Below are 26,727 nucleotides of genomic sequence, written 5' to 3' on the forward strand. Positions count from 1 at the left end.
GTTCAGAGTTCGGCGTCGTCGTCCAGAGGGGCGCTGATCCGCAGGGCGGTGATCTGGTTCCTCTGCCGACGGAAGACCTGGAAGCGGTGCCGGTGGAAGATGAAGGTCTGGCCCGGCTCGGGGATCATCTGGGCCTCGTGGATGACCAGGCCGGCGATGGTGACCGCTTCGCCCTCGGGCAGGCGCCAATCCATGGCGCGGTTCAGGTCGCGCACCGTGACGTGGCCGTCGACATAGACCGAGCCGTCCTGCTGGCGGCGTACGCCCTCCAGCGCGGTGTCGTGCTCGTCGTCGATCTCGCCGACGATCTCCTCGAGGATGTCCTCCAGCGTCACCAGGCCCTGCAGGGCGCCATACTCGTCGACGACCAGGGCGAAGTGGCTCTTGCGCTTGAGGAAGGCGTTGAGCTGGTCCTTCAGGTTGGTGGTGTCGGGGATGAACCAGGGCTCGCGCAGGATGGCGGCGATGTCCAGGCCCTCGACGCCCGTCGGCGACTGGGCCAGGGCCTTCAGGAGGTCGCGAGCGTGCAGCACGCCGACGATATTGTCGGGCTCGTCGCGATAGAGCGGGATGCGCGTGTGCTGGGCCTCCAGCACTTCCTCGACCAGGTCGCGGGCGGGCTGGTCGGCGTCCAGCAGCACCATCGACTTGCGGTGGACCATGATCTCCGAGACGTCCATGTCCGACAGGTCCAGCACCCCGCCCAGCATCCGCCGGTCGTCGGTCTCAACCAGACCCTCGGAATGGTGGTAGTCGACCGCGCCGCGGATCTCCTCGTGGGCGGCCAGCACATCGACGGCCATGTCCAGCTTGACCCCGAAGACGCGCAGGGCCCGGCGGACGATCCACTGGATCACATAGATGATCGGGCCGAACGCCTTGACGATGAACAGGGTGGGGCCCGAAAGGGCGCGAGCCGTGTCGTCGGGGCGGACGATGGCCACGGTCTTGGGCAGCACCTCGGCGAACACCAGCACCAGCACGGTCATGGCGGCGGTGGCCACGGCCACGCCCCACGGTCCGGGGATCAGGCGGGTCAGCACCTGAGTCGCCAGGGCTGAGGCCAGGATGTTGATCAGGTTGTTGCCCAGCAGCACCGCCCCGATCATCGTCTCCTGGTCGGACAACAGCTTGTTGACCCGCCGGGCCGGCGCGTCGCCCTCGCGCTCCAGCTGGTGCATCCGCGAACGGCTGGCGCCGGTCATCGACGTCTCGGCGGCCGAGAAGATCGCCGACAGGGCCAACAGGGCGATGACGATGGGCGCGAGGCCGAGCAGGGCGGTGAGCATGGGAGTGTTCTAGTGCCTCGACTGGTCGCTGACAAAGCGCGTGACCGAGTCCCGGAACGCCTGGACCTCCTTGTTGAGCTGAACCAGGCGCTCGACGTCCATGCCGCCGGCGGCGAACAGGGTCTGGCCCAGGCACGTGCTGCGCGCCTGCATGTCGCGGCCGGCGTTGGTCAGGCTGACCACGACCTGGCGCTCGTCGGCCGGATTGCGCACGCGGCTGACCAGGCCGGCGCTCTCCATCCGCTTGACCAGGGGCGTTACATTGCTGGAGTCCAGCCCCAGGCGCTCACCGATCGCGCCGACCGAAAGGCCATCGGTCTCCCACAGCGCGCTCAGCACCAGGTACTGCGGATAGGTGATCTCCAGCGCGTCCAGCAGCGGCTTGTAGGCGCGGTTGATCGCCAGGGTGGCCCCGTAGAGCGAGAAGCACAGCTGTTGATCGAGCGTGGGGATGTAGTCGGACACGGCGTGGCTCCTGGTCGTCGGCATTCCATACCGCGAAATTAGATGTCGTGACAAATATCGACTGGACTCGGTCGGCGGGGGTCTGTAATAGGCATTCATATGTCGCGACATATAATGTCTCGACATGGAAAGTTCAGCATCAGGGAGGCCGCCATGGCCCAGGTCGACAACGTCCAGCGCGACGGTCTCAAGCGCTATTATTTCCTGCGGGCCGGGGTCTCGGTGGCCTGGATCCTCGCGGCCGTGGCGGTGGGGACGCACAGCCCGCTGGCGGCCGGCGCGCTGCTGGTGGCCTATCCGACCTGGGACGCCCTGGCCAACGCGCTGGACGCCCGGTCCAACGGCGGCTTCGCGGCCAATCCGCCGCAGACCTTCAATCTGTTTGTAAGCCTGCTGGTCGCCTGCGCGGTGCTGTTCGCGCTGCAGGTCGAGCCGCGCCGGGTGCTGACCGTGTTCGGCGTCTGGGCGGCGTTCTCGGGCGTCCTGCAACTGGTCGCGGGGCTGCGCCGCTGGCGCTCGGTGGGCGGCCAGTGGCCGATGGTGCTGAGCGGCGCGCAGTCGGTGCTGGCGGGCGTGTTCATGATCAGCCAGTCGCTGGTCGCGGACGGCCATCCGATGACGGCCGTGGCGATCGCGCCGTACGCCGGCTTCGGGGCCTTCTACTTCCTGGCGGCGGGTATCGCCCTGACGCTGAAGGGGCGACGCAAATAAGGGCTCTCCTCCCCCTTCATGGGGGAGGTGGATCGGCGCGGATACGCGACGAGACGGAGGGGGCTAGTCATGAGTCGATGGCGCGGCGCTGACCCCCTCCACCGCCGTTCGGCGGTCCCCCTCCCCCACGAGGGGAGGAGAGAATACCGATCGCTCTAAACCGCGCCCTCTTCCATCAGGAACGCCTTCAGCGCTTCCCGATCCACGTCCTTGGCCACGAACGCATCCCCGATGCCGCGTACGAGGACAAAGGTCAGCTTGCCGCCCTCGGCCTTCTTGTCCTGGCCGCAGTGGGCGATCAGGGCGTCGGCCGAGAACGGCTCTTCCCGCACATCGGCCATGGTCGTCGGCAGCCCCGCGGCCTTGATCGCCGCCTCGGCGCGGATCGCGTCCTGCCCGGGGCAGAGGCCCAGCTTGGCGGAGAACCGGAACGCCTGGGCCATGCCCGCGCCCACCGCCTCGCCGTGCTTCAAGGCGTCGCCGAAGCCCATCTCGGCCTCGATGGCGTGACCGAAGGTGTGACCGAGGTTCAGCAGGGCGCGGCGACCGGCTTCCTTTTCGTCCTCGGCGACGATCTCGGCCTTCATTTCCACCGAGCGGCCGACGGCGCGGACCAGGGCGTCGACGTCGCGCTCCAGCACCTTGGCGACGTTGCCTTCCAGCCACTCGAAGAAGGCGAAGTCGCCCAGCAGGCCGTACTTGACGATCTCGGCATAGCCGCAGGCCAGCTCGCGGGCGGGCAGGGTGGCCAGGACGTCGAGGTCTGCCAGCACGAGACGCGGCTGATGGAAGGCGCCGATCAGGTTCTTGCCGCGTGGGGTGTCGATGGCGGTCTTGCCGCCGACCGAGCTGTCGACCTGGGCCAGCAGGGTCGTGGGAACCTGCACGAAGTCGATCCCGCGCTTGTAGATCGCCGCCGCGAAGCCGGCCAGGTCGCCGACCACGCCGCCGCCGAAGGCCACGATCTGGTCGCCGCGCTCCAGGCCCAGGGCCAGCAGGCGGTCGGACAGGTCGGCCAGGCCCTCGAAGCTCTTGCTCTCCTCGCCGGGCGGGATGGTGATGACGTCGACCGCGATCCCGGCCTTCTCCAGCGACACCGCCAGACGCTCGCCGTGGTGCTCGCCGACATGGGCGTCGGTGACGATGGCCACGCGCTTGCGCTTGCCCAACACCGGAGCGATCCGCTCGCCGGCCTTGTCGATCAGGCCCGGGCCGATGACGACGTCATAGGCGCGGTCGCCCAGGCCCACGGAAACGGTGCGGATCATGGCGATACTCCTACTCGGCCTTGGCGTGTTCGCGCAGCGCGGTCAGGATGGCGTCGACCGCCACCCCGTGCGGCGTGTCGCCGGTCTCGACGTGCACATGGGCCTCGGCATAGGCCGGATAGCGGGCCTCGGCCAGCTGGGTCAGCACCTGGATCGGATCCTTGCCGCGCACCAGGGGGCGATTGTCCTTGCGCGAGACGCGGCGGGCCAGCAGCTCGACATCGGCCTTCAGCCACACCGAGAGGGCCTTGGCGTTGATCAGGGCGCGGGTCTCGGGATTGACGAAGGCCCCGCCGCCGGTGGCCAGCACATGCGGCGGCTCGTCCAGCAGGCGGCCGATCACCCGACGCTCGCCGTCGCGGAAGGCGGCCTCGCCCAGCTCAGCGAAGATCTCGGAGATCGAGCGCCCGGCGGCGGCCTCGACCTCGTTGTCCGCGTCGCGGAACGGCAGGTCCAGTACGGTCGCCAGTCGCCGTCCGACGCTGGACTTGCCGACGCCCATCAGGCCGACCAGCACGATGGTGCGTCGGCGCAGGGCGGCGAGTTCTTCGGGGGAAAGGACGATGGCGGTCATGATGCGGTCGCGGGTTTACACGAGGCTTGGCCAAACCGCCAAGTTTGCGAGAACTCCGTGATGCGTCATAACCGGTCCATGGTCTTTTCGAAGCGTCACAAGCAAGCCGCCGCGCTGTTCGCGCTCCTGCTCACGCCCGCCTTCGCGGCCGCCCAAGAGGCGGGGCAGGAGGAGGTCAGGGTCAAGAGCCTGGCCGCGCCCGACTATTTCTCGACCCCCGCGGCTGAGACCGGTCTGGGAGGGGATCTGTGGAAAGGCGCCGCGCCCGACATCATGCGCGATATCGTGCCGAAGCTGGCCGGCGCCAAACCGTTGTCTCCGGCCTTCGCGAGTCTGGCGAAGCGGATGCTCTCGGCGGGCGCCAATGGTCCGGCTGGGGTCGGCGACAATGTCGACATGGGCGCGGCGCGAGCCATGGCGCTGGTGGCGCTGGGCGAAGCCCAGGGGGCCAACGCGATCCTGGATCGCGCGACGGGCGCTCCCGGCAGCGCCCCGCTGTCCATGGCCACCGCCGAGGCGGCTCTGATCACCGGCGACGACGACAAGGCCTGCCGCGTCCAGGACGCCCTGACGGTCGATCGCGGCGCGGCCTATTGGCTGCGCCTGCGGGCCTTCTGCCAGCTGAAGGCTGGCCAGCCCGACGCCGCTCAGCTGACCTTCCAGCTGGCCCAGAACGCCACGAAAGACACCGATTACGCCCGCCTGATGGGCGCGGCCTTGACCGGGACGCCGCCGGGCGCGGCCAATCTGAAGAACGGGGTGAACTACGCCCTGTCGCGCCGCCTGAACCTCGACCTGCAGTCGGCCGCCGCCGTCGCCTCGGCCTCGCCGGCCCTGAAGCCCGTGCTGAAACCCGCCAGCGGCGACCTGGCCGGCGTCGCGCCGGGCGCTGACCTGACGGCGCAGGAGGCCTCGGACCTGGCGTTCCTGCGTCAGGCCAAGACCGTGCCGGCCTTCGTCGACGCCGCCCACGCCTCGGCCGCCTCGATCGCCGCCCTGGCCGCCGCCGGCGCGCCCTTGCGCGACCCGGTGCTGATGGCCCGCGCCGCCGTGGCGGCCGGCGATGTCGCCAGCGCCCAGACCATCCGCGGGCGCCTGGTGCAGGACAGCATTCCCGGCGCCGGCCCGGCCGACCTGGCCATTCTCGACGCCCTGATCGGCGCCGCGTCCGGCAAGGTCGACAACCAGGTGCTGGGCAATCTGGTGGCGCGCGGCGCCTCGGGCGGAGCCAGGTCGGCGGCCCAGTCGGCTTCGGTGCTGCTGGCCAGCCTGGGCGGAGCTATGGACGCCGACGCCCGCGCGCAGTTCGCCAATTTCGACCTCGGCAAGCCGGCCGCCTCGCCCGCGCGCGTGCTTCTGCTGGAGGACGCCGCCGGAGCAAGGCGCAAGGGCGAGGCGGGTCTGCTGGCCCTGTCGATCGCGCTGGACGCCGGGGCGACCGGACCCCAGCCCGTGGACCGGGCCCGCATCGCCCACGCCCTTGACCGCGCCGGCCTCGCCGCCGACGCCCGCGCCATCGTCGTCGAGGGGCTGCTGTCGCTCGCCTTCACGAAATGAGCACAAAGGGAGCTGGCTGGGTCGACGCCTTCCTGGAGATGATGGCCGTCGAGCGCGCCGCGGCCCGCAACACCCTGACCGCCTATGGCAAGGACCTGGAGGACGCCCGGGCGTTCCTGAGCCGCTCGGGCCATGACCTGGACGACGCCGATGCGGAAGACGTCGAGGCCTATTTCCAGGACCTCGGCGCGCGCGGGCTGTCGCCGGCCACCGCCGCCCGCCGCCGCTCGGCCGTGCGGCAGTTCTATCGCTTCGTGCTGGGCGAGACCTGGCGGGCCGACGACCCCTCCCGCCGCGTCGCCGCGCCCAAGGCTGGCCGGCCGCTGCCCAAGGTGCTGGAGCGCGAGGAGATCGAGCGCCTGCTGGCCGCCGCCATCGCCAAGGACGGGGCCCAGGGCCTGCGCCTGACCTGCATCATCGAGCTGATCTACGCCTCGGGCCTGCGGATCTCCGAGCTGCTGGCCCTGCCGCTGTCGGCCCTGGCGCGGGATCCGGCCTATCTGATCGTCAAGGGCAAGGGCGGCAAGGAGCGGCTGGCCCCGCTGAACGACGCGGCCCGGACGGCGGTGAAGGCCTATCTGGTCGTGCGTCCGGCTTTCTTTCCCAAGGGCATGAAGGACAGCCCGTGGCTGTTCCCCTCGCGCGGCGCGTCCGGCCGCCTGACCGCCCGTCGCGTCGGGCAACTGCTGGAGGACGCCGCCATCGCCGCCGGCATCGACCGCGAGAAGGTCAGTCCGCACGTCCTGCGCCACGCCTTCGCCACCCACCTGCTGGAAGGCGGCGCCGACCTGCGGGTCATCCAGACCTTGCTCGGCCACGCCGACATCGCCACGACGCAGATCTACACCCACGTGGCCGGCGATCACCTGCAGCACATCGTCCAGACCAAGCACCCGCTGGGGCGGAAGAAAAGCTAGACGTTCCGCGCGTCCTTGGCGACGAGCCGCGTCAGATAGACGCCGCCCACGATGGCCAGCGGCAGCAGCACGCCCGCCGCCATCAGAAAGCCCGCCCAGAAATCGGTGGGCAGGCCCAGAGCCGGGATGTCCCAGGCCCGTCCCAGCCCGCTGGCAGCGGCGCCGGACAAGCTGCCGACCACGTAGATCAAGATCCAGTTCCGTCGCTTCATGGCGGGCCTCGTCTCCGAGCGAGCAGGGTAACAATGCGCGCTTGGGGTGTAAATCGTGACTCTCGCGTTGACGTCGGTGGGGAAAGTCTTAGGAAAGCCCACACATTTTTTGCGGGCTTGCCGCCTGGCCGCCCGATCCGAAAGGCCCGACATGTCGGAAGAAACCCGCGACTCCAACGGAACCCTGCTGGCCGACGGCGACACGGTGACCCTGATCAAGGACCTGAAGGTCAAGGGTTCGGGCGGCGTGACCCTCAAGCGCGGCACGGTGGTCAAGAAGATCCGCCTGACCGGCGATCCCGACGAGATCGAGGCCAATGTCGACAAGGTCCGGGGCCTGGTCCTGCGCACCGAGTTCGTGAAGAAGGCCTAGCTTAACCCTGCCACGCTAGGGTCTCCGTCGAACGGGCGGAGAACCGCCGGGCGGGGCTGAAAGCCATGGTGACGGCGGCGGGGCAGGCGGGACCGATGGTCCTGGCCGCCTATGGCAAGACGATGGGACTGGTCGGGGCGACGTCCCCGGAAGCTTCGAAGGACGCCCCCGTGGCGGCCAGGAGCCCCGAGGCCGAGGCGCTCGACCGCCTGAAGAGCGATCTGCGGACCAACCGCAAGACCCAGATCGGCGACGCCAAGGGCCGCGCCCGCGAGAAGCTGCAACGCGTCATCGAGAAGATGAAGCTGCTGAAGAAGCTCTACGCCAACGACCCCAAGGCCATGGCCAAGGCGCTGGCCGGCGTGGCCAGGGAGCTGCAGGGCGCGGTCAAGGATTACGGCAAGGCCGCCAAGGAGGCCGGCGAGATGTTCAGGGCGGACTTCGCCGCCGCCCCGGATGCTTCGCTGACCCCCGACCAGCAGGCCGCCGCCCGCGAGGACCTGGAGGACCAGGCCAAGGGCGAGGCGATGGGCGACATGGATTTCATCAAGTCGGTCCGCGACCTCGGCAACGCCTTGAAGGACGAGCTGCTGACCGCCAAGACCAAGGGAATCCTCACCCAGCGTGGCAAGTTCGAACGCTCCGACGAGGTCAAGGACGCCGAGGACGGCCTCAAGGACCTCGACCAGATGACCGAGGATCTGGAGAGGCAGATCCGCCAGGACATGCCGCCAGGCAGCCTGATGAAGCTGGCGGCCTAGGCGACGCCGGGCTTCACACCCCCCTGAACGCGTTCTCGATCGCGGCGACGTCGATCTTCTTCATCGTCATCATCGCCTGGAAGGCGCGGCCGGCGGCTTCGCGGTCCGGGCTGGTGGTCGCCTCGATCAGCTGGCGCGGCGTGACCTGCCACGACAGGCCGAAGCGGTCCTTCAACCACCCGCACTGGCTCTCCTGGCCGCCGTCGGCCGTCAGGGCGTTCCAGTAGTGGTCCACCTCGGCCTGGCCGTCGCAGTCGATGACGAACGAGAAGGCCTCGTCCAGCTTGAAGGTGGGGCCGGCGTTCATGGCGATGACCTTCTGGCCGTCCAGCTCGAACTCGACGATCATCACCTTGCCTTCCTCCACGCCGTCGGGTCCGTCGCCGGGATAGCGGGCGATCCTGTCGATCCTCGAATTCGGGAAGACCGAGACGTAGAGCTTGGCCGCGTCCTCGGCCTGGTGGTCGAACCACAGGAACGGGGTGATCTTGGGCATGGTCTTCCTCCGCTGTCGTAGCCTTAGGACGAGTGGCTGACGGTCGTTCCGACATCGCGCGTCAAATTTCGCGATTGGTGAATCCGGCTCATCGGCGCAATGAGGATTTCGCCCTTATTTCCCGTGCGCGCAGGGCCCATCTGGGAGACGCCGGCGCTTCCAGTTCTCGAACGGCGCCGCCGGCCTTTCCAGACATAGGAGCATCCCATGAAGACGCGCAAACTCGGCGACGGCCTCGAGGTCTCGGCCATCGGTCTCGGCTGCATGGGCATGGGCCAGGTCTATGGCACGGCCCTGGACAGCGCCGACGCCCACAAGGTGCTGGCCAAGGCCGTCGAGCTGGGCGTGACCTTCTTCGACACCGCCGAGGTCTACGGTCCCTATCTCAATGAAATCCTGGTCGGCGAGGGCCTCAAGCCCTTCCGCGACAAGGTCGTGATCGCCACCAAGTTCGGCTTCGACATCGCGCCCGAAGGGACGGGCGAGGGCTTCTCGCGGATGCGCGGGACCGACAGCCGTCCCGAGCACATCCGCGCCGTGGCCGAGGCCTCGCTGAAGCGCCTGGGCGTCGAGGTCATCGATCTCTTCTACCAGCACCGCGTTGACCCCAACGTGCCGATCGAGGACGTGGCCGGGACGGTCAAGGACCTGATCGCCGAGGGCAAGGTCAAGCATTTCGGCCTGTCCGAGGCCGGCGCGGCGACCATCCGCAAGGCCCACGCGGTCCAGCCGGTCGCGGCCCTGCAGAGCGAATATTCGCTGTGGTTCCGCGAGCTGGAGGCCGAGATCCTGCCGACCCTGCGCGAGCTGGGCGTCGGTCTCGTCCCCTACAGCCCGCTGGGCCGCGGCTTCCTGACCGGCGCCCTCAAGGCCGACCTGGCCGACAACGACTTCCGCCGCAACCTGCCGCGCTTCCAGGGCGAGGCCCTGGCCAAGAACCTCGGCCTGGTCGAGGCCCTGACCCAGATCGCCGGCGAGAAGGGGATCACCCCCGCCCAGCTGGCGCTCGCCTGGATCCTGCACCAGGGCCCGGACATCGCCCCGATCCCCGGCACCACCAAGATCGCCCGCCTGGAAGAGAACATCGGCGCCGTCGACGTGACCCTTTCGGCCGACGACCTGACCCGCATCGCGGCGGCGGTTCCGGAAACGGCCATCGAGGGCGAACGCTACACCAAGGCCGGCCTGGCGATGGTGGGACGCTGACAGGATGCTCCCCCGCGACGCGGGGGAGCATCCTTGCCCTTGATCCGTCCCACCCGATCCGCCCACACTCCGCCTCATGGCCGCCAACCCGCTCCGCACGCTCGATTCCTTCGAACTCCTGAAGCTGGGCAAGGCGTCGGTGACGGTCGGTGGGCTCGCGGCCGGGGTGCTGATCGTGGCGGTGGCGCTGTTCGCCGCGCGGCTCAGCTCCGCAGGGCTGCGGCGGCTGCGCGAGAGAGCCGCCGGGGACGCGGCTTCGCTCTACATCGTCGAGAAGGTCCTGACCTATGGCCTGGTGGTCATCGGGGTGACCGTGGGCCTGTCGACCATGGGCCTGGATCTGACCTCCCTGGCCGTCTTCGCCGGCGCGGTCGGCGTCGGCGTCGGTCTCGGCCTGCAGGGGATCATCAAGGACTTCGCCTCCGGCGTCAGCCTGGTGTTCGAGCGGCTGCTGGCGGTGGGCGACTTCGTGGAGCTGCCCAATGGCGGGCGCGGCGTGGTCCACGAGATCGGTCCGCGCGCCACCCGCATCCGCACCAACGACAGCACCGACATCATCGTGCCCAACTCGGTGCTGGTGAACGACCAGGTGATCAACTGGACCCTGCGCAACACCAACCGCCGCCTGCGGGTGCCGTTCGTCGCCGCCTTCGGGTCCGACAAGAACAAGGTGCGCGAGGCGGTGCTGAAGGCCGCCAAGGCCGCGCCCTACACCTCGCCCGACGACGCGGTGCGCCGGGCCCAAGTCTGGCTGGTCGGCTACGGCGAGAGCAGCCTGAAGTTCGAGCTGGTGGTCTGGCCCACCGTCGAGGCCGTGCGCCGGCCCGCGGCGATCCATGCGGCCTATACCTGGCTAATCGACGACGCCCTGCGCGGGGCCGGCATCGAGATCCCCTATCCACAGCGCGACATCCGGGTGCGGGGCCTGTTCGGCGAGGAGGGCGAGGACGCCCTGACCAGCCTGCGCCTGGAGCCCGCCGCCCGCCGCCGCAAGGCCAAGGCCGGCCAGGCCGTCTCGACCAGCAACGACGCCGCCGCCGACCTGGAGCGCGAGGATCCGGACGAAATGCCGAAGCCGCCGCCGTCCGCCAAGACTTAACGGTGATAACCTTGACGCTCGTTTCGCGCCGCCGCATGGTCTTCGCAATTGCGAAATGATCCCCTCGGGGGACAGCGGGGAGTGATCGGCATGAAGACGCCGCGCGGCTTTTTCAAACCCTTGGCCATCGGCGCGCCGGCGCCCTATCGCGAGCTTCCGGCCCGCGTCGAGCGGATGATCCACTTCGTGCCGCCGCACCTGGACAAGGTGCGCGCCAAGGTCGCCGAAATCGCCCCGACCGTCGACGTGATCCTGGCCAATCTGGAGGACGCCATCCCCGCCGACGCCAAGGGCGCGGCCCTGGCCGGCCTCGTTTCGATGTCGCGCGAGGTCGACTTCAAGGCCCTGGGCGTCGGCTTCTGGACGCGGATCAACTGCCTGAACTCGCCCTGGCACCTGGACGAGGTCGCCACCATCGTCGAGAAGGCCGGCGACAAGATCGACGTCATCATGGTCCCCAAGGTCGAGGGGCCGTGGGACATCTTCTACATGGACCAGCTGCTGGCCTCGCTGGAGGCCAAGCACGGCGTCACGCGGCCGATCCTGCTGCACGCCATCCTGGAGACGGCCGAGGGCGTGATGAACGTCGAGGCCATCGCCGCCGCCAGCCCGCGGATGCAGGGCATCAGCCTGGGGCCGGCCGACCTGGCCGCCAGCCGAGCCATGAAGACGACGCGGGTCGGCGGGGGGCATCCCGGCTACCGCGTCATCGAGGATCCGCACGCGGATGGCGCGCCGCGTGTCTCGGTGCAGCAGGACCTCTGGCACTACACCTTCGCCAAGATGGTCGACGCTTGCGCCGCCCACGGGATCAAGCCGTTCTACGGTCCTTTCGGGGCGATCGACGATCCGGTCGCCTGTGAGCAGCAGTTCCGCAACGCCTTCCTGATGGGCTGCGCCGGGGCCTGGAGCCTGCACCCCAGCCAGATCGAGATCGCCAAGCGGGTGTTCAGCCCCGACCCGGCCGAGGTCGCCTTCGCCCGCAAGATCCTGGAGGCCATGCCGGACGGCACGGGCGTGGCGATGATCGACGGCAAGATGCAGGACGACGCGACCTGGAAACAGGCCAAGGTCATGGTCGACTGCGCCCGCCAGATCGCGGGCAAGGACGCGGAATACGCGGCGCTTTACGGGTTCTAGCTTGCCCCCTCCGCGCTTCGCGCTCCTCCCCCGGAGGTGGAAGAAGGATCCTTCCTCCCCCTCCGGGGGCGGATGACCCCGTACGCTACTCCTCGCCCACCGTCGTCACGATCCTCGCGCCCGCCGTCAGCAGCCTGTGGATCGGGCACTTCTCGGCGATCTCGAACAGGCGCTCGCGCTGTTCCTCGTTGAGATTGCCCTCCAGGCTGATCACCCGCTCGAAGCGCTCGGGCGGGGTCTTGTCGGCGTCGTAGTGCGAGAAGACCTCGACGTGCAGGCCGCTGACGTCCCAGTTCTTGCGGTTGGCGTAGAGGCGCAGGGTCATGGTGGTGCAGGCCGCCAGGCCCGCGGCGACCAGTTCGTGCGGATCGGGACCCAGGTCCAGCCCGCCCTGGGCCGCCGAGACGTCGGCGACGATGGTCGACGGGCCGGCGGTGACGAAGGTCTGCAAGGCCCCCGTGCCGGTGTCCGTGGCGGTGGCGAACGGACGGGTGTGGGCGACTTCGGTCATGACGAGGATCCTAGCGGAGCGGTGGTCGGAAGCTGGCGCTTCGTGTCCCGCCGATCAAGGCCGGGCTTGTACGATCCGCTCAAGCCGGAAATCGGGCTCGTGGTCCGGGCCCAGGGTGATCGAGGCGCGTGGGACCACCGGACGGTCGCTGGCCATCGAGACCTTGAAGCGCGCCAGCAGACTGGCCAGCACGATCTGGGCCTCGGCCAGGGCGAAGCCCGCGCCGATACAGACGCGCGGCCCGGCCCCGAACGGGATGAAGGCCTCCACGCCCCAGGGGTGAGGCTGGTCGATGAAGCGCTCGGGTCGGAAGGCGGTCGGGGCCTCCCACAGCTTGCGGTGCCGGTGGATGACCCACGGGCTGATGGTGACCATGCAGCCGGGAACGACCTCGCAGCCTAGGACCGTGTCGGCCTCCAGGGCCTGACGGGCGATCAGCGGCGCGGTGGGATAGAGCCGTAGCGTCTCGAACAGCACCGAGCGCAGCAGCGGCCAATGCTTGAGGTCGTCCAGGCCGGCGACCCGCTGGGCCGGGAAGGCCAGAACCTCGGCGCGGACGCGGTCCTGGGTCGCCGGGTCCAGCGCCAGCAGATAGGTCGCCCAGAACAGCAGCCGCGAGGTGGTCTCGAAGCCGGCGGCCAGCATCGAGCTGCACTGGTCGCGGATCTCCTGGTCGGGCAGGGGCGAGCCGTCCTCGTTTCGCGCGGCCAGCAGGCGGTCGAGCAGGTCGCGGACCTTGGGATGCGGGCGCGTCCGCCGTTCCGCGATCAGGGCGTCGACAGCCTTGAACCATCGCGCGCCCATCCGCCGCCGGTCGCCGTCCAGGAAGGTCAGGTCGTCGGCGCCCTTGGCCATGAAGTCGAACAGCTTGAAGTGCGCCGGGCCCTCCATGTAGCGGCGGGCCAGATCGGCCAGCACCGCGCCTTCCCGGTCGGCGCGGCGCGAGAACAGGGCCCGCAGCACCGCGTCCAGGGTGGCGCGGTGGAAGTCCTGGGCCAGGTTGGCGCGGCCTTGGCCGTCCAGCGCCTCGACGAGGCCCGCGCCGGCGGCGACGAAGTGCGGCAGCAGGCCGTCGATCGCGGCGGGGGTGAAGACCGGGGCCAGGCTCTTGCGCTGACGCCGCCAGGTCTCGCCCTCGGACATCAGCACGCCCTCGCCGACCAGCGGCTTCAGCGAGCGGGCGGCCTTCACCGGTCGGGCGTATTTCGGCGAGGTTAGGACGTGGCGGACGCCGGCGGGGTCGTTCAGGAAGAGGCCCGGCTGGCCCATGAAGACGTAGGGCTCGGCGAGGCTTTCATAGTCCTCCTCGCAATAGGCCCCGATCAGGCTGCGGCCCATCTCCCAGGCTACGCGCAACTGCCCCAGCGGGGTGACGCCCAGCGGCGTGGGGTGGATCTTCGGGGCGGGCGGGATCAGCGGCGCGGGGCGGCCAAAACGCGAGGAGATGGCGGCGTCCATGAAGCGGCCTTCCGGTCAGCGGAACCCGTTCGAGGCTCCATCCGGATGTCGACGCTATAGCCGCTCACCTCGCGACGCAATTATTCATCGCGTCAGGAATTCAGGGGCGAGGCCTCAGGCCGCGACCGCCCGCAGCGGCATGACGTCGAACACGCGCTGCGACCCGCGCCAGACCTCCACGAAGTCACAGCGGTGGTGCATGTCCAGCAGTTCGAGCGCTCTGGCGCGCGCGGCCGAGTCGTCGGCGCAGGGCGTGACGTCGAAACGCGGCACCGAGCCGTCGGATTCAACACAGAAAAAGGTGAACACCTGCATGGGCGCTACGCACTCTCTACAGGCGGGGCCGCGCACGTTCGATGGCGGGGGCCGCGGGGCGCAAGTCGTCTTCCGCGACCTGCTACATATGAACATAGGACTCTATGTCGCGATTCACCAGGGGAGAGAGTCTCGATTCGAGACTCACCTGTGAACCACATCTTTCAGCCTGTGGATAAAACACGTCGGATTCGGGGCGGTTCCCCGCCTGAATCTGGCCCCTTTCCCTCGGGGGATTCCGCCACTAGGTTCGCACCCTTTCCTCAACGGCGACGTTTAAGAGTCCATGGCCGCCCATTATCTCGATTTCGAACGCCCAATCGCTGATCTGGAAAGCAAGATCGAAGAGCTGAGCAAGCTCTCCGAGACCGCCGGACCGGGTGCGTTCGATCTCGAGATCCAGGCCCTGCGCGACCGCGCCCAGGAGCTCCGCAAGGAGGCCTACGCCAATCTCGACGCCTGGCAGAAGACCATGGTCGCCCGCCACCCGCAGCGGCCGCACCTGCGCGATTATGTCGCGGGCCTGATCGACGAGTTCGTCGAGCTGCGCGGCGACCGCAAGTTCGCCGACGACCAGGCCATCGTCGGGGGCCTGGGCCGCTTCCGCGGCCAGCCGGTCGTGGTCATGGGCCACGAGAAGGGCCACGACACGACCACGCGCCTGAAGCACAATTTCGGCATGGCCCGCCCCGAGGGCTACCGCAAGGCCGTCCGCCTGATGGACATGGCCGAGCGCTTCAGCCTGCCGGTCATCACCTTCGTCGACACCGCCGGCGCCTATCCGGGCCTGGGGGCCGAGGAGCGCGGCCAGGCCGAGGCCATCGCCCGCTCGACCGAGCGCTGCCTGACCCTGGGTGTCCCGATGGTCGCCACCATCGTCGGCGAGGGCGGTTCGGGCGGGGCCATCGCCCTGGCCGGCGCCAACCGGGTGCTGATCCTGGAGCACTCGATCTATTCGGTGATCTCGCCGGAAGGCGCGGCCTCGATCCTGTGGCGCGACGGCGCCCGGGCCAAGGACGCGGCCACCCAGATGCGGATCACCGCCCAGGACCTGATCAAGCTGGGCATCGTCGACCGCATCGTCGACGAGCCCGCCGGCGGCGCCCACTCGAACGGCGAGGTCGCCATCCAGGCCGTCGGCGACGCGGTCGAGGAAGAGCTGAAGGCCATGGCCCAGATGAGCGCCAAGCAGCTGCGCGAGCAGCGCGCCGAGCGCTTCTACGCCATCGGCCGCGCCGGCCTGCAGTAGGGCCGCTCTGGCCTCTTGCCTGACCCTAGGGTCACCCCCGCATAGTCTCCGAAAATCAGAGGGAGACCTGCGGCCATGGCCATCAAGACCCGTTTCACCGAACTGTTCGGCGTCGAGCACCCGATCGCCCAGGGCGGCATGCAGTGGGTCGGCAAGGCCGAGCTGGTCAGCGCCGTCGCCAACGCCGGCGCCCTGGGCTTTCTTACGGCCCTGACCCAGCCGACGCCGGAAGCGCTCAGCAAGGAGATCGCCCGCACCCGCGACCTCACCGACAAGCCGTTCGGCGTCAACCTGACCATCCTGCCGGCCATGACCCCGCCGCCCTACGCCGAGTACCGGGCGGCGATCATCGAGAGCGGGATCAGGATCGTCGAGACCGCCGGCTACAAGCCGCAGGAGCATGTCGACGACCTCAAGGCCCACGGGGTCAAGGTGATCCACAAGTGCACCGCCGTCCGCCACGCCCTCAGCGCCGAGCGGATGGGCGTCGACGCCATCAGCATCGACGGCTTCGAATGCGCCGGCCACCCGGGCGAGGACGACATCCCCGGCCTGATCCTGATCGCCGCCGCCGCCGACAAGGTGAAGATCCCGATGCTGGCCTCGGGCGGGATCGCCGACGCGCGCGGGCTGGTGGCCGCCCTGGCCCTGGGGGCCGACGGGGTCAACATGGGCACCCGCTTCTGCGTCACGAAGGAGGCCCCGATCCCGATGGCCTTCAAGGAGCAGATGGTCGCCAATGACGAGCGCCAGACCGACCTGATCTTCCGCACCCTGCACAATACCGCCCGCGTCATGCGCAACGCCGTCAGCCAGGAGGTGGTGCAGATCGAGCGGGCCGGCGGCGCCAAGTTCGAGGACGTCGCCCACCTGGTCGCCGGCACGCGCGGCCGCGACGCCCTGGCCAAGGGCGACACCGACGGCGGCATCTGGAGCGCCGGCATGGTCCAGGGCCTGATCCACGACATCCCGACGGTGAAAGACCTGGTCGACCGCATGGTCGCCGAAGCCGAGGCGATCATCCGCGGCCGCTTGGCGGCGATGGTCGGGTAGGGGGGCGGTCTGGTCTTCCATCTCCTTTGATGGGAAAGGGGCGGGGCTGGTAGGCGGGCGCTGGCCCCCTCCACCGGCTTCGCCGGTCCCCCTCCCCCAAAGGGGGAGGAGAGGGGAGCCAGCGCGGCATATGTCCAGCTGGCCCCCTTCGGCCCTCTGGGCCACCTCCCCCGCGTCGCGGGGGAGGATCTTGCCGGCGGCTACTTCCGCTTCTTGCGGAACTCCTCGGCCTTCTCCTGGCGGATCTCCGCCCGCAGGCGCTTCGGAGCCGACTTGTCGACCTCGTCGCCGGTGGCGGCCAGGACCTCGTTGGCGAATTCCAGGTCCATCAGCTTCATGCGCTTGATCTCGTCGCGCAGGCGGGCGGCGGTCTCGAACTCCAGGTTGGCGGCGGCCTCGCGCATCTTGGCCTCCAGGTCCTTGAGCGCGGCCTTGAAGTTGTCGCCGCTGAACGGGCGGTCGTCGGTCTCGGACATGCCCATGGGGACCAGCACGCGGTCGCCGCGCTCGTAGGGGCTGTTGAGAATGTCCTTGATGTCGCGCTTGACGCTCTCGGGCGTGATGCCGTGCTCGATATTGTAGGCGTGCTGCTTCTCGCGACGGCGGGCGGTCTCGGCCATGGCCCGCTCCATCGAGCCGGTGATCCGGTCGGCATAGAGCACGACCTTGCCGTCGACATTGCGGGCGGCGCGGCCGATGGTCTGGATCAGGCTGGTCTCCGAGCGCAGGAAGCCTTCCTTGTCGGCGTCCAGAATGGCCACGAAGCCGCACTCGGGGATGTCCAGGCCCTCGCGCAGCAGGTTGATGCCGACGAGGACATCGATATTGCCCATCCGCAGCTCGCGGATGATCTCGATGCGCTCCAGGGTGTCGACGTCGCTGTGCATGTAGCGGACGCGGATGCCCTGTTCGTTGAGGTACTCGGTCAGGTCCTCGGCCATCTTCTTGGTCAGGACGGTGACCAGGGTGCGGTAGCCCTTCTTGATGGTCTGGCGGATCTCGTCGACCACGTCGTCGACCTGGCTGGCGCCGTCCTTGGCGACCGGGCGCACCTCGACCGGCGGGTCGATCAGGCCGGTGGGGCGGATGACCTGCTCGGCGAAGACGCCGCCGGCCCGCTCCAGCTCCCACGAGGCCGGGGTGGCGCTGACATGCACCGACTGCGGGCGCATGGCGTCCCACTCCTCGAACTTGAGAGGGCGGTTGTCGAGCGCGCTGGGCAGGCGGAAGCCGTACTCGGCCAGGGTCCATTTGCGGTTGCGGTCGCCCTTGTACATGGCGCCGATCTGCGGAACCGTCTGGTGGCTCTCGTCGGTGAACAGCAGGGCGTTGTCGGGGATGTATTCGAAGAAGGTCGGCGGCGGCTCGCCCGGCTGGCGGCCGGAGAGATAGCGGCTGTAGTTCTCGATGCCGGCGCACGAGCCGGTGGTCTCGATCATCTCGAGGTCGAAATTGGTCCGCTGCTCCAGGCGCTGGGCCTCCAGCAGCTTGCCGTTCTCGTACATCCAGGCCAGGCGCTCCTTCAGCTCGGCGCGGATGGCGATGATCGCCTGGCGCAGGGTCGGGCGCGGGGTGACGTGGTGGCTGTTGGCGTAGACCTTGATGGTCTCCAGCTCGGCGGTCTTCTTGCCGGTCAGGGTGTCGAACTCGGAGATCGCCTCGACCTCGTCGCCGAACAGGGTCACGCGCCAGGCGCGGTCCTCGTAGTGGGCGGGGAAGATCTCGATGGTGTCGCCCCGGCGGCGGAAGGTGCCGCGCTCGAAGGCCATCTCGTTGCGCTTGTACTGCTGGGCCACCAGGTCGGCGATCAGCTGCTTCTCGTCCACCCGGTCGCCGACCGTCAGGGTGAAGGTCATGGCCGTGTAGGTCTCGACCGAGCCGATGCCGTAGATGCAGCTGACCGAGGCCACGACGATGACGTCGTCGCGCTCCAGGATCGCTCGGGTGGCCGAGTGGCGCATCCGGTCGATCTGCTCGTTGATGGAGCTGTCCTTCTCGATATAGGTGTCGGTCCGGGGCACATAGGCCTCCGGCTGGTAGTAGTCGTAGTAGCTGACGAAGTACTCGACCGCGTTCTCCGGGAAGAACGACTTCATCTCGCTGTAGAGCTGGGCGGCCAGGGTCTTGTTTGGGGCCAGGATCAGCGCCGGGCGCTGGGTGGCGGCGATGACCTGGGCCATGGTGAAGGTCTTGCCCGAGCCGGTGACGCCCAGCAGCACCTGGTCCTGGTCGCCGTTGTTGATGCCCTCGACCAGCTCCTTGATCGCCGTCGGCTGGTCGCCGGCCGGCTGGTAGTCGGAGACCAGCTTGAATTTCTTGCCGCCCTCGGACTTGTCCGGCCGCGCGGGGCGGTGCGGGGTCCAGAGCATGGGCATGGTCGTGTCGGCGACGTCCTGGACGGTGTCCCCAAGGGTATCCAGGACGAAGGGCGTCGAGACGTCGGAAACGCCCCCAAGAGGCGCGGTGTCGGGGGTGCGAGGCATGGCCTCAAGTTAGGGACCCGCGCGGCCCGCGGCTAGGGGGGCTGCTGACGGCGAGTGGCAGCAGCGTGGCGGGAGGTGGCGGTGCTAGATCCGTCCCCAGTAGGTTCCCGCCAGCGGCACGGTCAGCACGCGGCCCCAGCGGGCGACGGCCGCCTGGACCTCGGGACGGGCCTGGACGCTTTCGAGGCGGGCGTGGAAGGCCTTTTCATAGGCGGACTCGGCGGGCGACGGGCGGGCCGTGCGGAAGGCCTCCAGCGCCACGCCGCGGGTGACCGGGTCGTCCAGCCGCTGGACATAGAGCGCGGCGGCTTCGTCGAGCAGCTCGGCGCAGACCTGGGCCTTGGTCACCGCGCCGCCATTGTCCTTCCAGCGCGCGACCATCGACCGGGCCATGGCGCGGGCTGCGGCCAGATCGCCCAACTGGGCCTTGGCGCAGGCGAGGCCCGCGTCGCGCCACATCAAGCCGAAAGGCGAGCTCTGCTTCTCCTTGACCGACTCGAGCACCTTCAGCGCCCGCGCGGCCTGGCCGGCGTCGATCAGCAGCTCGGCGCGGTTGATGCGCTGGCTGACCGCGTCCTTGCCCTCGGCCTCGATCATGATCCTGTCGGCGTCCTCGTAGCGGCCGAGGGCGGACAGGGTATAGGCGTGGCTGTTCAGCATCCACGAGCGCTGGTCGTCGGCGTCCTCGAAGGTCTCCCCGGCCTTCAGGCGGCGGATGTGGTCCTCGCCCAGGGCCAAAGCCTCGTCATAGCGGCCGAGCGCCCGAAGGGCGTCGATTTCGCTGGTGACGTTGATGAGCAGCTCGGGCTGGCGACGACGCGCCTCGCGCCAGCGTTCCAGGTCGATCGTCTGGACCTTCAGCCAGTCGAAGCGGCCGGCGGCCTCCATCTCGGGCCAGATCTTCTCGAAGCGGCGATCCTGGGCCACGTCGAGCAGCGCGAGCGGGTCCGTCGTGCGGTCCAGCAGCGCGAGAGCCTTGGTCTTGTCGCCGCCCTCGACGGCGATGCGCGCCAGGGACTGGGCCCAACCGTTGTCGACGGCGTCGCGGCCGGCGGCGTCTCGCCACGGCACCGCGCGCAGGTGGGTGAGCAGGTCGGCGGTCAGGGCCGTGTCGCCCCGGGCGCGCTCGGTCGCCCAGCCGAAGGCGCGTGGATCGGTGTCGGCGAAGACGCTCGCGTCCACGTCGATCAGGCGGCCGACCGCGCCGATGAAGGTTCTGGTGTCGCGCCGGCGCTCGCCGTCCCGTAGCAGAACCCAGTTGGCGGCCAGGATCTCGCCGCGGTCCTGGGCGATCGGCGCCAGGCGCGTGGCGGCCGAAAGCGCGGTGGGAGAGTCCGCCTTGGCGCAGGCCAGCACCATCAGCAGGGCCACGCGCTGGAAGGGCGAGGGCAGGTCCTTCAGCCCGGGATCGGCCTCTATCCGCGCCAGCCGGGCCTCGACCGGCTTACAGAGCGACGGATCGTTCTTGCCGGTGAACAGCATGTCGGCGACGGCCGCGACCTCGGTCTTGAGGTCCGGCGCTGGCGGCGCGGGCGCGGCCTGAATGGCGAGGGCGGCGGCGAGGACGAAGGGGACAAACAGGGCCATGCCGCGAACACAGCATGTTCACGGGCGGGGAACAATGCCCGGTTGAGCCTGGGGCGCGTTCGGGTTCAGGAGCTCCCCGCCCGGGCCGCCGGCGCGTTTCGGTCCATGCAGGACGGTTTAGTCCCTCACCTCATTCGCGCAGCCCTGGCCGTGTCCCCAGAAGCTGCCCTTGCTGCTTTCCAGGATGTTCTGGTCGCGGCGGGGCAGGGCGGTCAGGAAGTCGAGGCCGGTCTCGACCTCCAGCTGGCTGATCGGGACGATGAACTTGTCCGACGGCGTCTTCCTGTAGGCCTTGTTGTCGAGGCGAAAGCCGATCGCCCGGCCGCGCTGCACGTCGTACAGAACCTTGAAATAGGCGGCCGGCGACAGGATCTTGTAAGGCCCCTTGCCGATCCACAGCGCGCTGGAGCCGTAGATCGGGCCGGTGATGACGATCACGTCCTGGTGGCCGCCGCACAGCACGGCCGCGCGCACGTCCTCCTCCAGGAACCGCCACTGGGCGCGGTTGAATCCGGCCCCGACCTGCGGCGACATGTTGCTCATGTAGAAGCTGTCGTCGGTCAGGGGCTGGCTGGACTTGAAGTCGGCCGCCGGGGCCTGGTGGCCGCGATCGCGGGGATTGGCCGGATCGGTATAGTCCTGCGGCGTCGGGCTGAAGCCCTTGGCGTCGGGATCGGCGCGGAAATTGTCCTTGCGCTTGGCGGGCCCGGTCAGGGCGGCCGGCGACAGCCGCTCGATCACCCAGTCGGGATTGCGCGTCTCCTTGTTGAACGACACGGCGTAGCCGTCGCGGCAGATCAGGATCTGCCTGGCCAGCGCGTCGTCGCCGCGATGCCGGGGCAGGCCGACCTGGGCGAAGCGGGCCAGGCAGGCCGCCGGGGCGGGATCGGCCCGCGCGCCTTTCTGCGGCGTCCCCGGCGGCGTGGCCTGGGCCCACGAAGCGTCTGGGGCGAGGGCGGCGAAGGCGGGCGCCAGCGCCAGCAGCGCGGCCCCGAGCAGGCTTGAGCGAAGCATCGCGGTCTCTCCCGTCTCGCGGTCAGCTTTCGGCGGTCAGGTCTGGCTGGCGTCGCCGGTGTTGGCCGTGCCGCCCGTGCCGCCGCCGCTGTTGCTGGAGATGCCCTTGGAGATGATGAAGCTGCCGCCGCTGATGCCGATCAGGCCCAGCACGGTCGGCGGCACCTCGACGAAGGCCCCGGCCTCGATCGACAGCAGCAGGAAGAGCCCGGCCACCACGAAGGTGAAGATCAGGAACTGGAAGCGCGACAGGCTGGCCTTGACCGGCACGCGGCGGACGGCGGCGGCCACCGCGTCGGCGCTTGGGGCCTGACCGCCGGCGGCGGTGACGGCCGCGACCAGGGCCGCCTTCAGCGCCGTCTCGGACGGGATCTCGGCGATCAGCCCGTCCAGCTCGCCGCGCTTGGTGGCCAGCCGCCAGGCGACCACGGCCGCGAAGCCCAGGATGATGGCGACGACGGCGACGCCGACGATGTAGGCCAGCAGGCCCCAGGGCGTGTTGATCATGATGCGTCCCCCTCAGGTGCGTTCGTAGAACTTGCCGCCGATGTGCACGCCGAGGCTGGCGGCCAGGATCGAGAGCGCCTCGGTCGGGAGTTCGGGCAACTTGTCGGCGTGGGCCGAGACCGCCTGCAGCCCCAGGGTCGCGTACCAGCCGGCGAACCCGACCGCGACGCCCAGGGCCTGCAGTCGCGCGGGCGACACGCCGCCGGTCCTGGGGTTGACGATCAGCCCCCGGATGTCGCCGCCGGAAAGGCCCTTCAGCAGTAGCACCGCGGCGATCACGGCCAGCCAGGCCAGCAGGCCATATTCGGCATAGTGGACGAGCGGCTTCAGCGACATGGCGGGCCCGGACGGAGGTCGACGCGAACGAAAGCCAGAAGAGAAGGGGCGCGCGGCCAGACGCGATGCGCGTCTACGGGCTCGACAGGTTCACGCCCCGATACGGCGCGGACTTTGGCGAGAATTTAATTCCATGTCAACTCAGGGCTGTTTTTTCAGCCGTTCAAGCGTCAGCGGATCGCGCGCGCCGGCGAAGTACTTGTCGAGGGCCTGCTGGAAGCACGGCTCGTCCGGCGCGGCGGCCTGGAACAGGGTCAGGGACGAGCGCAGCTTCAGGTCGTCGGGCGATCCGAACACGGCGCGGGCGTCATGGCCGGCCAGGGCCAGGATGGTCTCGACCGCCTCCACGAGGCGCGGGCCCAGCACGGGATGGGCCAGATAGGCGCGGGCCTCGTCCAGATCGGCGATGGCGTAGAAGCGGGCGGTCGGGCTGTGGCCCAGGCCGGCGATCTGGGGGAACACGAACCACATCCAGTGACTGGTCTTGCGGCCGCGTTTCAGCTCGGCCAGGGCGGTGTCGTGGACGGTCGTCTGGGCCTCGACGAAGCGGCTGAGATCCGCCATCGCAAACTCCCGATGCAAGTCGTTACCGTCCCGAACCGAACCGCCGCGCGGCCCAGTCGATGAACACCCGAACGCGCGGGGACAGCTGTCGGCTGCGCGGATAGAGCAGGGACACTGGCGTCGGGGTCGGGGGGAAGTCGGCCAGCACCTCGACCAGGCTTCCCTCGGCCAGCTGGGCCTCGACCCGGTAGCGTGGGATCTGGATCAGGCCCAGGCCCAGCAGGCCCATGGCCACGGTGTTCTCGGCCGAGTTGACGGTGACGTCGGCGGACACGGCGATCTGGCGCGGCTTGCCGTCGATCGTCAGTTCCAGCGGGTAGGGATGTCCGGTCCCCGCTTGTAGGAAGCCGACCATGCGGTGGGTCTTCAGGTCTTCCGGCGCGAGCGGGACGCCCCGGCGTTCCAGATAGGCCGGGGCGGCGCAGGTCACCTCGGGCAGCAGGGCCACGCGGCGGCCGACCATGGCGCTGTCCTCCAGGTCGCCCAGCCGCAGCACGCAGTCGACGCCCTCGCGCACCAGGTCCACGAGGCGATCGCCCTCTGTCATCTGGATCTTCAGCTCCGGATAGCGGGCGAGGAACGCGGGCAGGCCCGGAAAGATGAATCGCCGGGCCAGCGCGCCCTGGACGTCGATCCGCAGCAGGCCGCGCGGCGTGCGCTCGCGGAACGCGCCCTCGGCCTCCTCCAGGTCGTCCAGCAGCCGCAGGCAGCGCTGATAGTAGGCCTCGCCGTCCAGGGTGGGACTGACCTGGCGGGTGGTGCGCTGGAGCAGCCTCACGCCTAGCCGGCTCTCCAGTTGCTGCACGGCCTCTGTGGCGGTCGAGCGGGGCAGGTCGAGATCGGCGGCGGCCTGGGTGAAGCTGCGGCGCTCCACGATCCGCGTGAACAGCCGCATCGCCTCGAACCGATCCACGTCGTTTGTCTCCATTATTCGATAATACGAATAGTCATGTCGCGATTGGCTGAATTATTCAACCGGGGCGAAGGCGCATGGTCTCCCAGCCGACACAAGGTCGGCCCCGAAAGAGACCGGAGACATTCCAATGACTCAGCAGACTTCGAAGGTGGCGCTGGTGACCGGCGCCTCGGGCGGCATCGGCGCGGAAACCGCCCGGCGCCTGGCCCGCGACGGCTTCGCGGTGATCGTCAACTACGCCGGGAACGCCGCGCCGGCCGAACAGGTGGCGCGCGAGATCGAGGCCGCCGGCGGCAAGGCCGTCGTGGCCCAGGCCGACGTCAGCGACCCCGCCGCCGTCCGGCGCCTGTTCGACAGCGCCGAGGCGGCGTTCGGCGGCGTCGACGTGGTGGTCAACAACGCCGGGATCATGAAGCTGGCCAACATCGCCGACGCCGACGACGCTCTGTTCGACCAGACCCTCGCGGTGAACCTGAAGGGCGTCTTCAACGTCCTGCGCGAGGCCGCCCGCCGCCTGCGCGACGGCGGCCGGATCATCAGCCTGTCGTCCAGCGTGGTCGGCCTGCTGCCGCCCGGCTACGGCGTCTATGCCGCCAGCAAGGCCGCGGTCGAGACGATGAGCGCCATCCTGGCCAAGGAGCTGCGCGGCCGGAACATCACGGTCAACGCGATCGCCCCCGGACCGACGGCGACCAAGCTCTTCCTGGACGGCAAGCCCGCCGAGGTGATCGAGCGCCTGTCCAAGGCCGCCCCGCTCGAGCGCCTGGGCCAGCCGGACGATATCGCCGGGAGCATCGCCTTCCTGGCCGGTCCGGACGGCGCCTGGGTCAACGGCCAGGTCCTGCGCGTCAACGGCGGCATCGTCTGAGGGAGGATCGGATCATGGAAAAGCAAGTCATCCTCGTCACCGGCGCCTCCTCGGGCTTCGGGGCGCTCACCGCCCGCGCCCTGGCCGACGCCGGCCACACGGTCTACGCCTCGATGCGCGAGACGGCGGGCCGCAACGCCGCCCAGGCGTCGGCCGCCGCCGACTACGCCCAGGCCCGCGGCGTCGACCTGCGCACGGTCGAACTGGATGTGACCTCCGAGCCCTCGGTCGAGGCCGCGATCGCCCGGATCGTCGCCGCCGACGGCCGCCTGGATGTCCTCGTCCACAACGCCGGCCATATGAGCTTCGGCCCGGCCGAGGCCTTCACGCCCGAGCAGTATACGCAGCTGTTCGACGTCAACGTGCTCTCGACCCAGCGGGTCAATCGCGCCGCCCTGCCGGTGCTGCGCGAGCAGGGCAGGGGCCTGGTGGTCTGGGTGTCGTCCAGCTCGACGCGCGGCGGGACCCCGCCGTTCCTGGCCCCGTACTTCGCGGCCAAGGCGGCGATGGACAGCCTGGCCGTCTCCTACGCCAGCGAACTGACCCGCTGGGGGATCGAGACCTCGATCATCGTGCCGGGGGCCTTCACCAAGGGCACCAACCACTTCGCCCACTCCGGCAAGCCGGCGGATGAAGCGATCGCCGAGGCGTACATGAAGGGGCCTTACGCCGGGGTGGCCGAGGCCGCGCTCAACGGCCTGGCCGCGCTGGAGCCCGCCGACGCCGACGCCGGCGAGGTGGCCAGGGCCATCGCCCGGGTGGTGGACGCGCCCTTCGGCCGACGTCCGTTCCGGGTGCACATCGACCCGTCGCAGGACGGCGCGGAGATCGTCAACGGCGTGGCGGATCGCGTGCGGGCGGAGATGTTCCGGCGGATCGGGCTGGAGGATCTGCTGACGGTGAAGTGATCCCGTCCGCCGCAAGGGGAGTGGGTCTTGGTCGTATCTAGTAGTTCCCCAGGCTCAGGATGTTCCCATCCGGGTCCTTGAACCACACCACGCGCATTCCGCCGGCCACGTGGACGTCGCCGTCGTGGCCCATCCCCGGCAGGTCGTAGCGTTCGAACACCACGCCGCGGTCCCTCAGCATCTCAACCGCGGCGTCGAAGGTGTCCCCCAGCGCCCAGGTCAGGACGGTGGCCTTGTTGCCGCCGGCGAACTGCGACTCGTAGACCAGCACCAGCGACTTGCCGGCCTGGAAGGCCTGGACGTTGGACTGGTCGGAGGGCAGGGGCTTCAGGCCCAGGATCTCTTCATAGAACGGCCGCGCGACCGTCAGGTCCCTAACCGCCACCGTCGCCTGGGCGTCCTGGTCGCCGAGCATTCGAAAACTCCGTCTGACTTGCCGGAGAAAAGCGTGAAGCCGAACGGCGTTCCGCATCTGTTGACTCACGCCTTTCCTGTGTGTCACACAGTGTGTATCGCACACCATGTGCCACACACTATGCGACGCACACCCCATGCCCACCGATACGGACATCTTTGAATCGCTCCGCCTGGAGCTGCGGCGAGGGACCCTGATCCTGGCCGTCCTCGCCCAGCTGCGGGAGGAGCGGTACGGCTACAGCCTGCGCCAGGCCCTTCAGGCCGTGGGCGTGGAGATCGACGAAGGCGCGCTCTACCCGATGCTGCGCCGGCTGGAGACCCAGGGGCTGCTGGCCAGCGAGTGGCGCGAGGAAGACAAGCGCAAGAAGCGTTTCTACCAGCTGTCGGACGAGGGAAGGCGCGTGCTGGCCCGCCTCGCCGACGAATGGCGCGCGATCAACGCCGCCCTCGAGCCGCTGCTGTGAGCGCGGCCT

At 69.4% G+C, this 26,727-nt stretch carries 31 protein-coding genes and 1 pseudogene; 14 read left to right on the forward strand and 18 right to left on the reverse strand.

Annotated elements, in window-relative coordinates; genetic code table 11:
- Positions 1-2: 2 nt before the first annotated feature.
- Entirely contained in the window at positions 3-1,289 is a 1,287-nt protein-coding gene (locus tag EIK80_RS03460) for an HlyC/CorC family transporter (protein ID WP_125155553.1), read from the reverse strand.
- A gap of 9 nt (positions 1,290-1,298) precedes the next feature.
- Positions 1,299-1,754 carry a MarR family winged helix-turn-helix transcriptional regulator gene (locus tag EIK80_RS03465; RefSeq protein WP_125155554.1) on the reverse strand — a complete coding sequence of 152 codons (456 nt, stop codon included), beginning with the start codon at positions 1,752-1,754 and terminating at the stop codon, positions 1,299-1,301.
- 153 nt (positions 1,755-1,907) lie between these two features.
- On the opposite strand from EIK80_RS03465, the gene EIK80_RS03470 reads away from it, so the two are divergent.
- Positions 1,908-2,465: a DUF308 domain-containing protein gene (locus tag EIK80_RS03470; protein ID WP_125155555.1), complete on the forward strand. Its 558-nt coding sequence runs from the start codon at positions 1,908-1,910 to the stop codon at positions 2,463-2,465.
- A 69-nt stretch (positions 2,466-2,534) separates the two neighbouring features.
- The gene (locus EIK80_RS26565; RefSeq protein ID WP_233586412.1) at positions 2,535-2,624 is read left to right on the forward strand and encodes a hypothetical protein; all 90 of its coding nucleotides are present in this window, start codon (positions 2,535-2,537) and stop codon (positions 2,622-2,624) included.
- Here EIK80_RS26565 and aroB read toward each other — a convergent pair.
- Together aroB and EIK80_RS03480 are read right to left on the reverse strand one after the other, a co-directional pair.
- Positions 2,621-3,733 (reverse strand): 3-dehydroquinate synthase, encoded by a 1,113-nt coding sequence (gene aroB, locus EIK80_RS03475; RefSeq protein ID WP_125155556.1) that lies wholly within the window; start codon positions 3,731-3,733, stop codon positions 2,621-2,623. The two genes, EIK80_RS26565 and aroB, sit on opposite strands and share 4 nt — an antisense overlap.
- Before the next feature lie 10 nt (positions 3,734-3,743).
- Complete coding sequence (locus EIK80_RS03480; RefSeq protein ID WP_125155557.1) at positions 3,744-4,307, reverse strand: shikimate kinase; 564 nt, start codon at positions 4,305-4,307, stop codon at positions 3,744-3,746.
- A gap of 60 nt (positions 4,308-4,367) precedes the next feature.
- Between EIK80_RS03480 and EIK80_RS03485 the strand changes: the two genes are divergently transcribed.
- Positions 4,368-5,864: a hypothetical protein gene (locus EIK80_RS03485; RefSeq protein WP_125155558.1), complete on the forward strand. Its 1,497-nt coding sequence runs from the start codon at positions 4,368-4,370 to the stop codon at positions 5,862-5,864.
- A complete protein-coding gene (locus EIK80_RS03490) occupies positions 5,861-6,781 on the forward strand; it encodes a site-specific tyrosine recombinase XerD (protein WP_125155559.1) in 921 nt (306 codons plus the stop codon). The genes EIK80_RS03485 and EIK80_RS03490 overlap by 4 nt, the downstream gene beginning before the upstream one ends.
- Here the strand turns inward: EIK80_RS03490 and EIK80_RS03495 are convergent.
- Positions 6,778-6,993, reverse strand: a complete 216-nt coding sequence (locus tag EIK80_RS03495) for a hypothetical protein (protein ID WP_125155560.1) — start codon at positions 6,991-6,993, stop codon at positions 6,778-6,780. The genes EIK80_RS03490 and EIK80_RS03495 overlap by 4 nt on opposite strands.
- 151 nt (positions 6,994-7,144) lie before the next feature.
- Between EIK80_RS03495 and EIK80_RS03500 the strand changes: the two genes are divergently transcribed.
- Both EIK80_RS03500 and EIK80_RS03505 read left to right on the forward strand, forming a co-directional pair.
- The gene (locus tag EIK80_RS03500) at positions 7,145-7,366 is read left to right on the forward strand and encodes an alkylphosphonate utilization protein (protein ID WP_004621989.1); all 222 of its coding nucleotides are present in this window, start codon (positions 7,145-7,147) and stop codon (positions 7,364-7,366) included.
- 65 nt (positions 7,367-7,431) lie between these two features.
- Complete coding sequence (locus tag EIK80_RS03505) at positions 7,432-8,127, forward strand: hypothetical protein (RefSeq protein WP_125155561.1); 696 nt, start codon at positions 7,432-7,434, stop codon at positions 8,125-8,127.
- A gap of 13 nt (positions 8,128-8,140) precedes the next feature.
- Here the strand turns inward: EIK80_RS03505 and EIK80_RS03510 are convergent, their stop codons facing one another.
- Positions 8,141-8,623, reverse strand: a complete 483-nt coding sequence (locus tag EIK80_RS03510) for a VOC family protein (RefSeq protein WP_125155562.1) — start codon at positions 8,621-8,623, stop codon at positions 8,141-8,143.
- 207 nt (positions 8,624-8,830) lie between these two features.
- On the opposite strand from EIK80_RS03510, the gene EIK80_RS03515 reads away from it, so the two are divergent.
- From EIK80_RS03515 to EIK80_RS03525, 3 genes are all read left to right on the forward strand, one after another.
- Positions 8,831-9,829, forward strand: a complete 999-nt coding sequence (locus EIK80_RS03515) for an aldo/keto reductase (RefSeq protein WP_125155563.1) — start codon at positions 8,831-8,833, stop codon at positions 9,827-9,829.
- Positions 9,830-9,905: 76 nt separating this feature from the next.
- Positions 9,906-10,928, forward strand: coding sequence for a mechanosensitive ion channel family protein (locus EIK80_RS03520; RefSeq protein ID WP_125155564.1), 1,023 nt, complete (start codon positions 9,906-9,908; stop codon positions 10,926-10,928).
- Between the two features lie 81 nt (positions 10,929-11,009).
- Positions 11,010-12,068: a CoA ester lyase gene (locus tag EIK80_RS03525; RefSeq protein WP_125155565.1), complete on the forward strand. Its 1,059-nt coding sequence runs from the start codon at positions 11,010-11,012 to the stop codon at positions 12,066-12,068.
- 4 nt (positions 12,069-12,072) lie between these two features.
- Here EIK80_RS03525 and EIK80_RS26990 read toward each other — a convergent pair.
- The 4 genes and pseudogenes from EIK80_RS26990 to EIK80_RS03540 form a co-directional block, all read right to left on the reverse strand.
- Positions 12,073-12,142, reverse strand: a pseudogene (locus EIK80_RS26990) (hypothetical protein); the annotation flags it as partial.
- Between the two features lie 11 nt (positions 12,143-12,153).
- Positions 12,154-12,579 (reverse strand): OsmC family protein, encoded by a 426-nt coding sequence (locus EIK80_RS03530; protein ID WP_125155566.1) that lies wholly within the window; start codon positions 12,577-12,579, stop codon positions 12,154-12,156.
- 54 nt (positions 12,580-12,633) lie between these two features.
- Positions 12,634-14,037 (reverse strand): cytochrome P450, encoded by a 1,404-nt coding sequence (locus tag EIK80_RS03535; protein WP_125155567.1) that lies wholly within the window; start codon positions 14,035-14,037, stop codon positions 12,634-12,636.
- A gap of 114 nt (positions 14,038-14,151) precedes the next feature.
- Positions 14,152-14,352 (reverse strand): hypothetical protein, encoded by a 201-nt coding sequence (locus EIK80_RS03540; RefSeq protein ID WP_125155568.1) that lies wholly within the window; start codon positions 14,350-14,352, stop codon positions 14,152-14,154.
- A gap of 286 nt (positions 14,353-14,638) precedes the next feature.
- Here EIK80_RS03540 and EIK80_RS03545 point away from each other — a divergent pair, with 286 nt between their 5' ends.
- Together EIK80_RS03545 and EIK80_RS03550 are read left to right on the forward strand one after the other, a co-directional pair.
- Complete coding sequence (locus tag EIK80_RS03545; protein ID WP_125155569.1) at positions 14,639-15,601, forward strand: acetyl-CoA carboxylase carboxyltransferase subunit alpha; 963 nt, start codon at positions 14,639-14,641, stop codon at positions 15,599-15,601.
- Between the two features lie 75 nt (positions 15,602-15,676).
- Complete coding sequence (locus EIK80_RS03550) at positions 15,677-16,654, forward strand: nitronate monooxygenase family protein (RefSeq protein WP_125155570.1); 978 nt, start codon at positions 15,677-15,679, stop codon at positions 16,652-16,654.
- Positions 16,655-16,854: 200 nt separating this feature from the next.
- Here the strand turns inward: EIK80_RS03550 and uvrB are convergent, their stop codons facing one another.
- The 7 genes from uvrB to EIK80_RS03585 form a co-directional block, all read right to left on the reverse strand.
- A complete protein-coding gene (uvrB, locus tag EIK80_RS03555) occupies positions 16,855-19,137 on the reverse strand; it encodes an excinuclease ABC subunit UvrB (RefSeq protein ID WP_125155571.1) in 2,283 nt (760 codons plus the stop codon).
- An 84-nt stretch (positions 19,138-19,221) separates the two neighbouring features.
- Positions 19,222-20,724 (reverse strand): hypothetical protein, encoded by a 1,503-nt coding sequence (locus tag EIK80_RS03560; RefSeq protein ID WP_125155572.1) that lies wholly within the window; start codon positions 20,722-20,724, stop codon positions 19,222-19,224.
- A 117-nt stretch (positions 20,725-20,841) separates the two neighbouring features.
- The gene (locus EIK80_RS03565; RefSeq protein ID WP_125155573.1) at positions 20,842-21,738 is read right to left on the reverse strand and encodes a DNA/RNA non-specific endonuclease; all 897 of its coding nucleotides are present in this window, start codon (positions 21,736-21,738) and stop codon (positions 20,842-20,844) included.
- A 36-nt stretch (positions 21,739-21,774) separates the two neighbouring features.
- Positions 21,775-22,245 carry a hypothetical protein gene (locus tag EIK80_RS03570; RefSeq protein ID WP_125155574.1) on the reverse strand — a complete coding sequence of 157 codons (471 nt, stop codon included), beginning with the start codon at positions 22,243-22,245 and terminating at the stop codon, positions 21,775-21,777.
- 12 nt (positions 22,246-22,257) lie between these two features.
- On the reverse strand, positions 22,258-22,581 hold the full coding sequence (locus tag EIK80_RS03575; protein WP_125155575.1) for a hypothetical protein: 324 nt from the start codon (positions 22,579-22,581) through the stop codon (positions 22,258-22,260).
- A 141-nt stretch (positions 22,582-22,722) separates the two neighbouring features.
- Entirely contained in the window at positions 22,723-23,145 is a 423-nt protein-coding gene (locus tag EIK80_RS03580; RefSeq protein ID WP_125155576.1) for a DUF1810 domain-containing protein, read from the reverse strand.
- A gap of 22 nt (positions 23,146-23,167) precedes the next feature.
- Entirely contained in the window at positions 23,168-24,058 is an 891-nt protein-coding gene (locus EIK80_RS03585) for a LysR family transcriptional regulator (protein WP_125155577.1), read from the reverse strand.
- 130 nt (positions 24,059-24,188) lie between these two features.
- Here EIK80_RS03585 and EIK80_RS03590 point away from each other — a divergent pair, with 130 nt between their 5' ends.
- On the forward strand, positions 24,189-24,929 hold the full coding sequence (locus EIK80_RS03590; protein WP_125155578.1) for an SDR family oxidoreductase: 741 nt from the start codon (positions 24,189-24,191) through the stop codon (positions 24,927-24,929).
- Positions 24,930-24,943: 14 nt separating this feature from the next.
- A complete protein-coding gene (locus EIK80_RS03595; protein ID WP_125155579.1) occupies positions 24,944-25,837 on the forward strand; it encodes an SDR family oxidoreductase in 894 nt (297 codons plus the stop codon).
- A 37-nt stretch (positions 25,838-25,874) separates the two neighbouring features.
- On the opposite strand, the gene EIK80_RS03600 is transcribed toward EIK80_RS03595, so the two are convergent.
- Positions 25,875-26,252: a VOC family protein gene (locus EIK80_RS03600; RefSeq protein ID WP_125155580.1), complete on the reverse strand. Its 378-nt coding sequence runs from the start codon at positions 26,250-26,252 to the stop codon at positions 25,875-25,877.
- A 136-nt stretch (positions 26,253-26,388) separates the two neighbouring features.
- On the opposite strand from EIK80_RS03600, the gene EIK80_RS03605 reads away from it, so the two are divergent.
- Complete coding sequence (locus EIK80_RS03605; protein WP_199743360.1) at positions 26,389-26,718, forward strand: PadR family transcriptional regulator; 330 nt, start codon at positions 26,389-26,391, stop codon at positions 26,716-26,718.
- Positions 26,719-26,727: the final 9 nt, after the last annotated feature.

Origin of the sequence: Caulobacter sp. 602-1 (assembly GCF_003931565.1) — a bacterium.
Classification (GTDB): domain Bacteria; phylum Pseudomonadota; class Alphaproteobacteria; order Caulobacterales; family Caulobacteraceae; genus Caulobacter.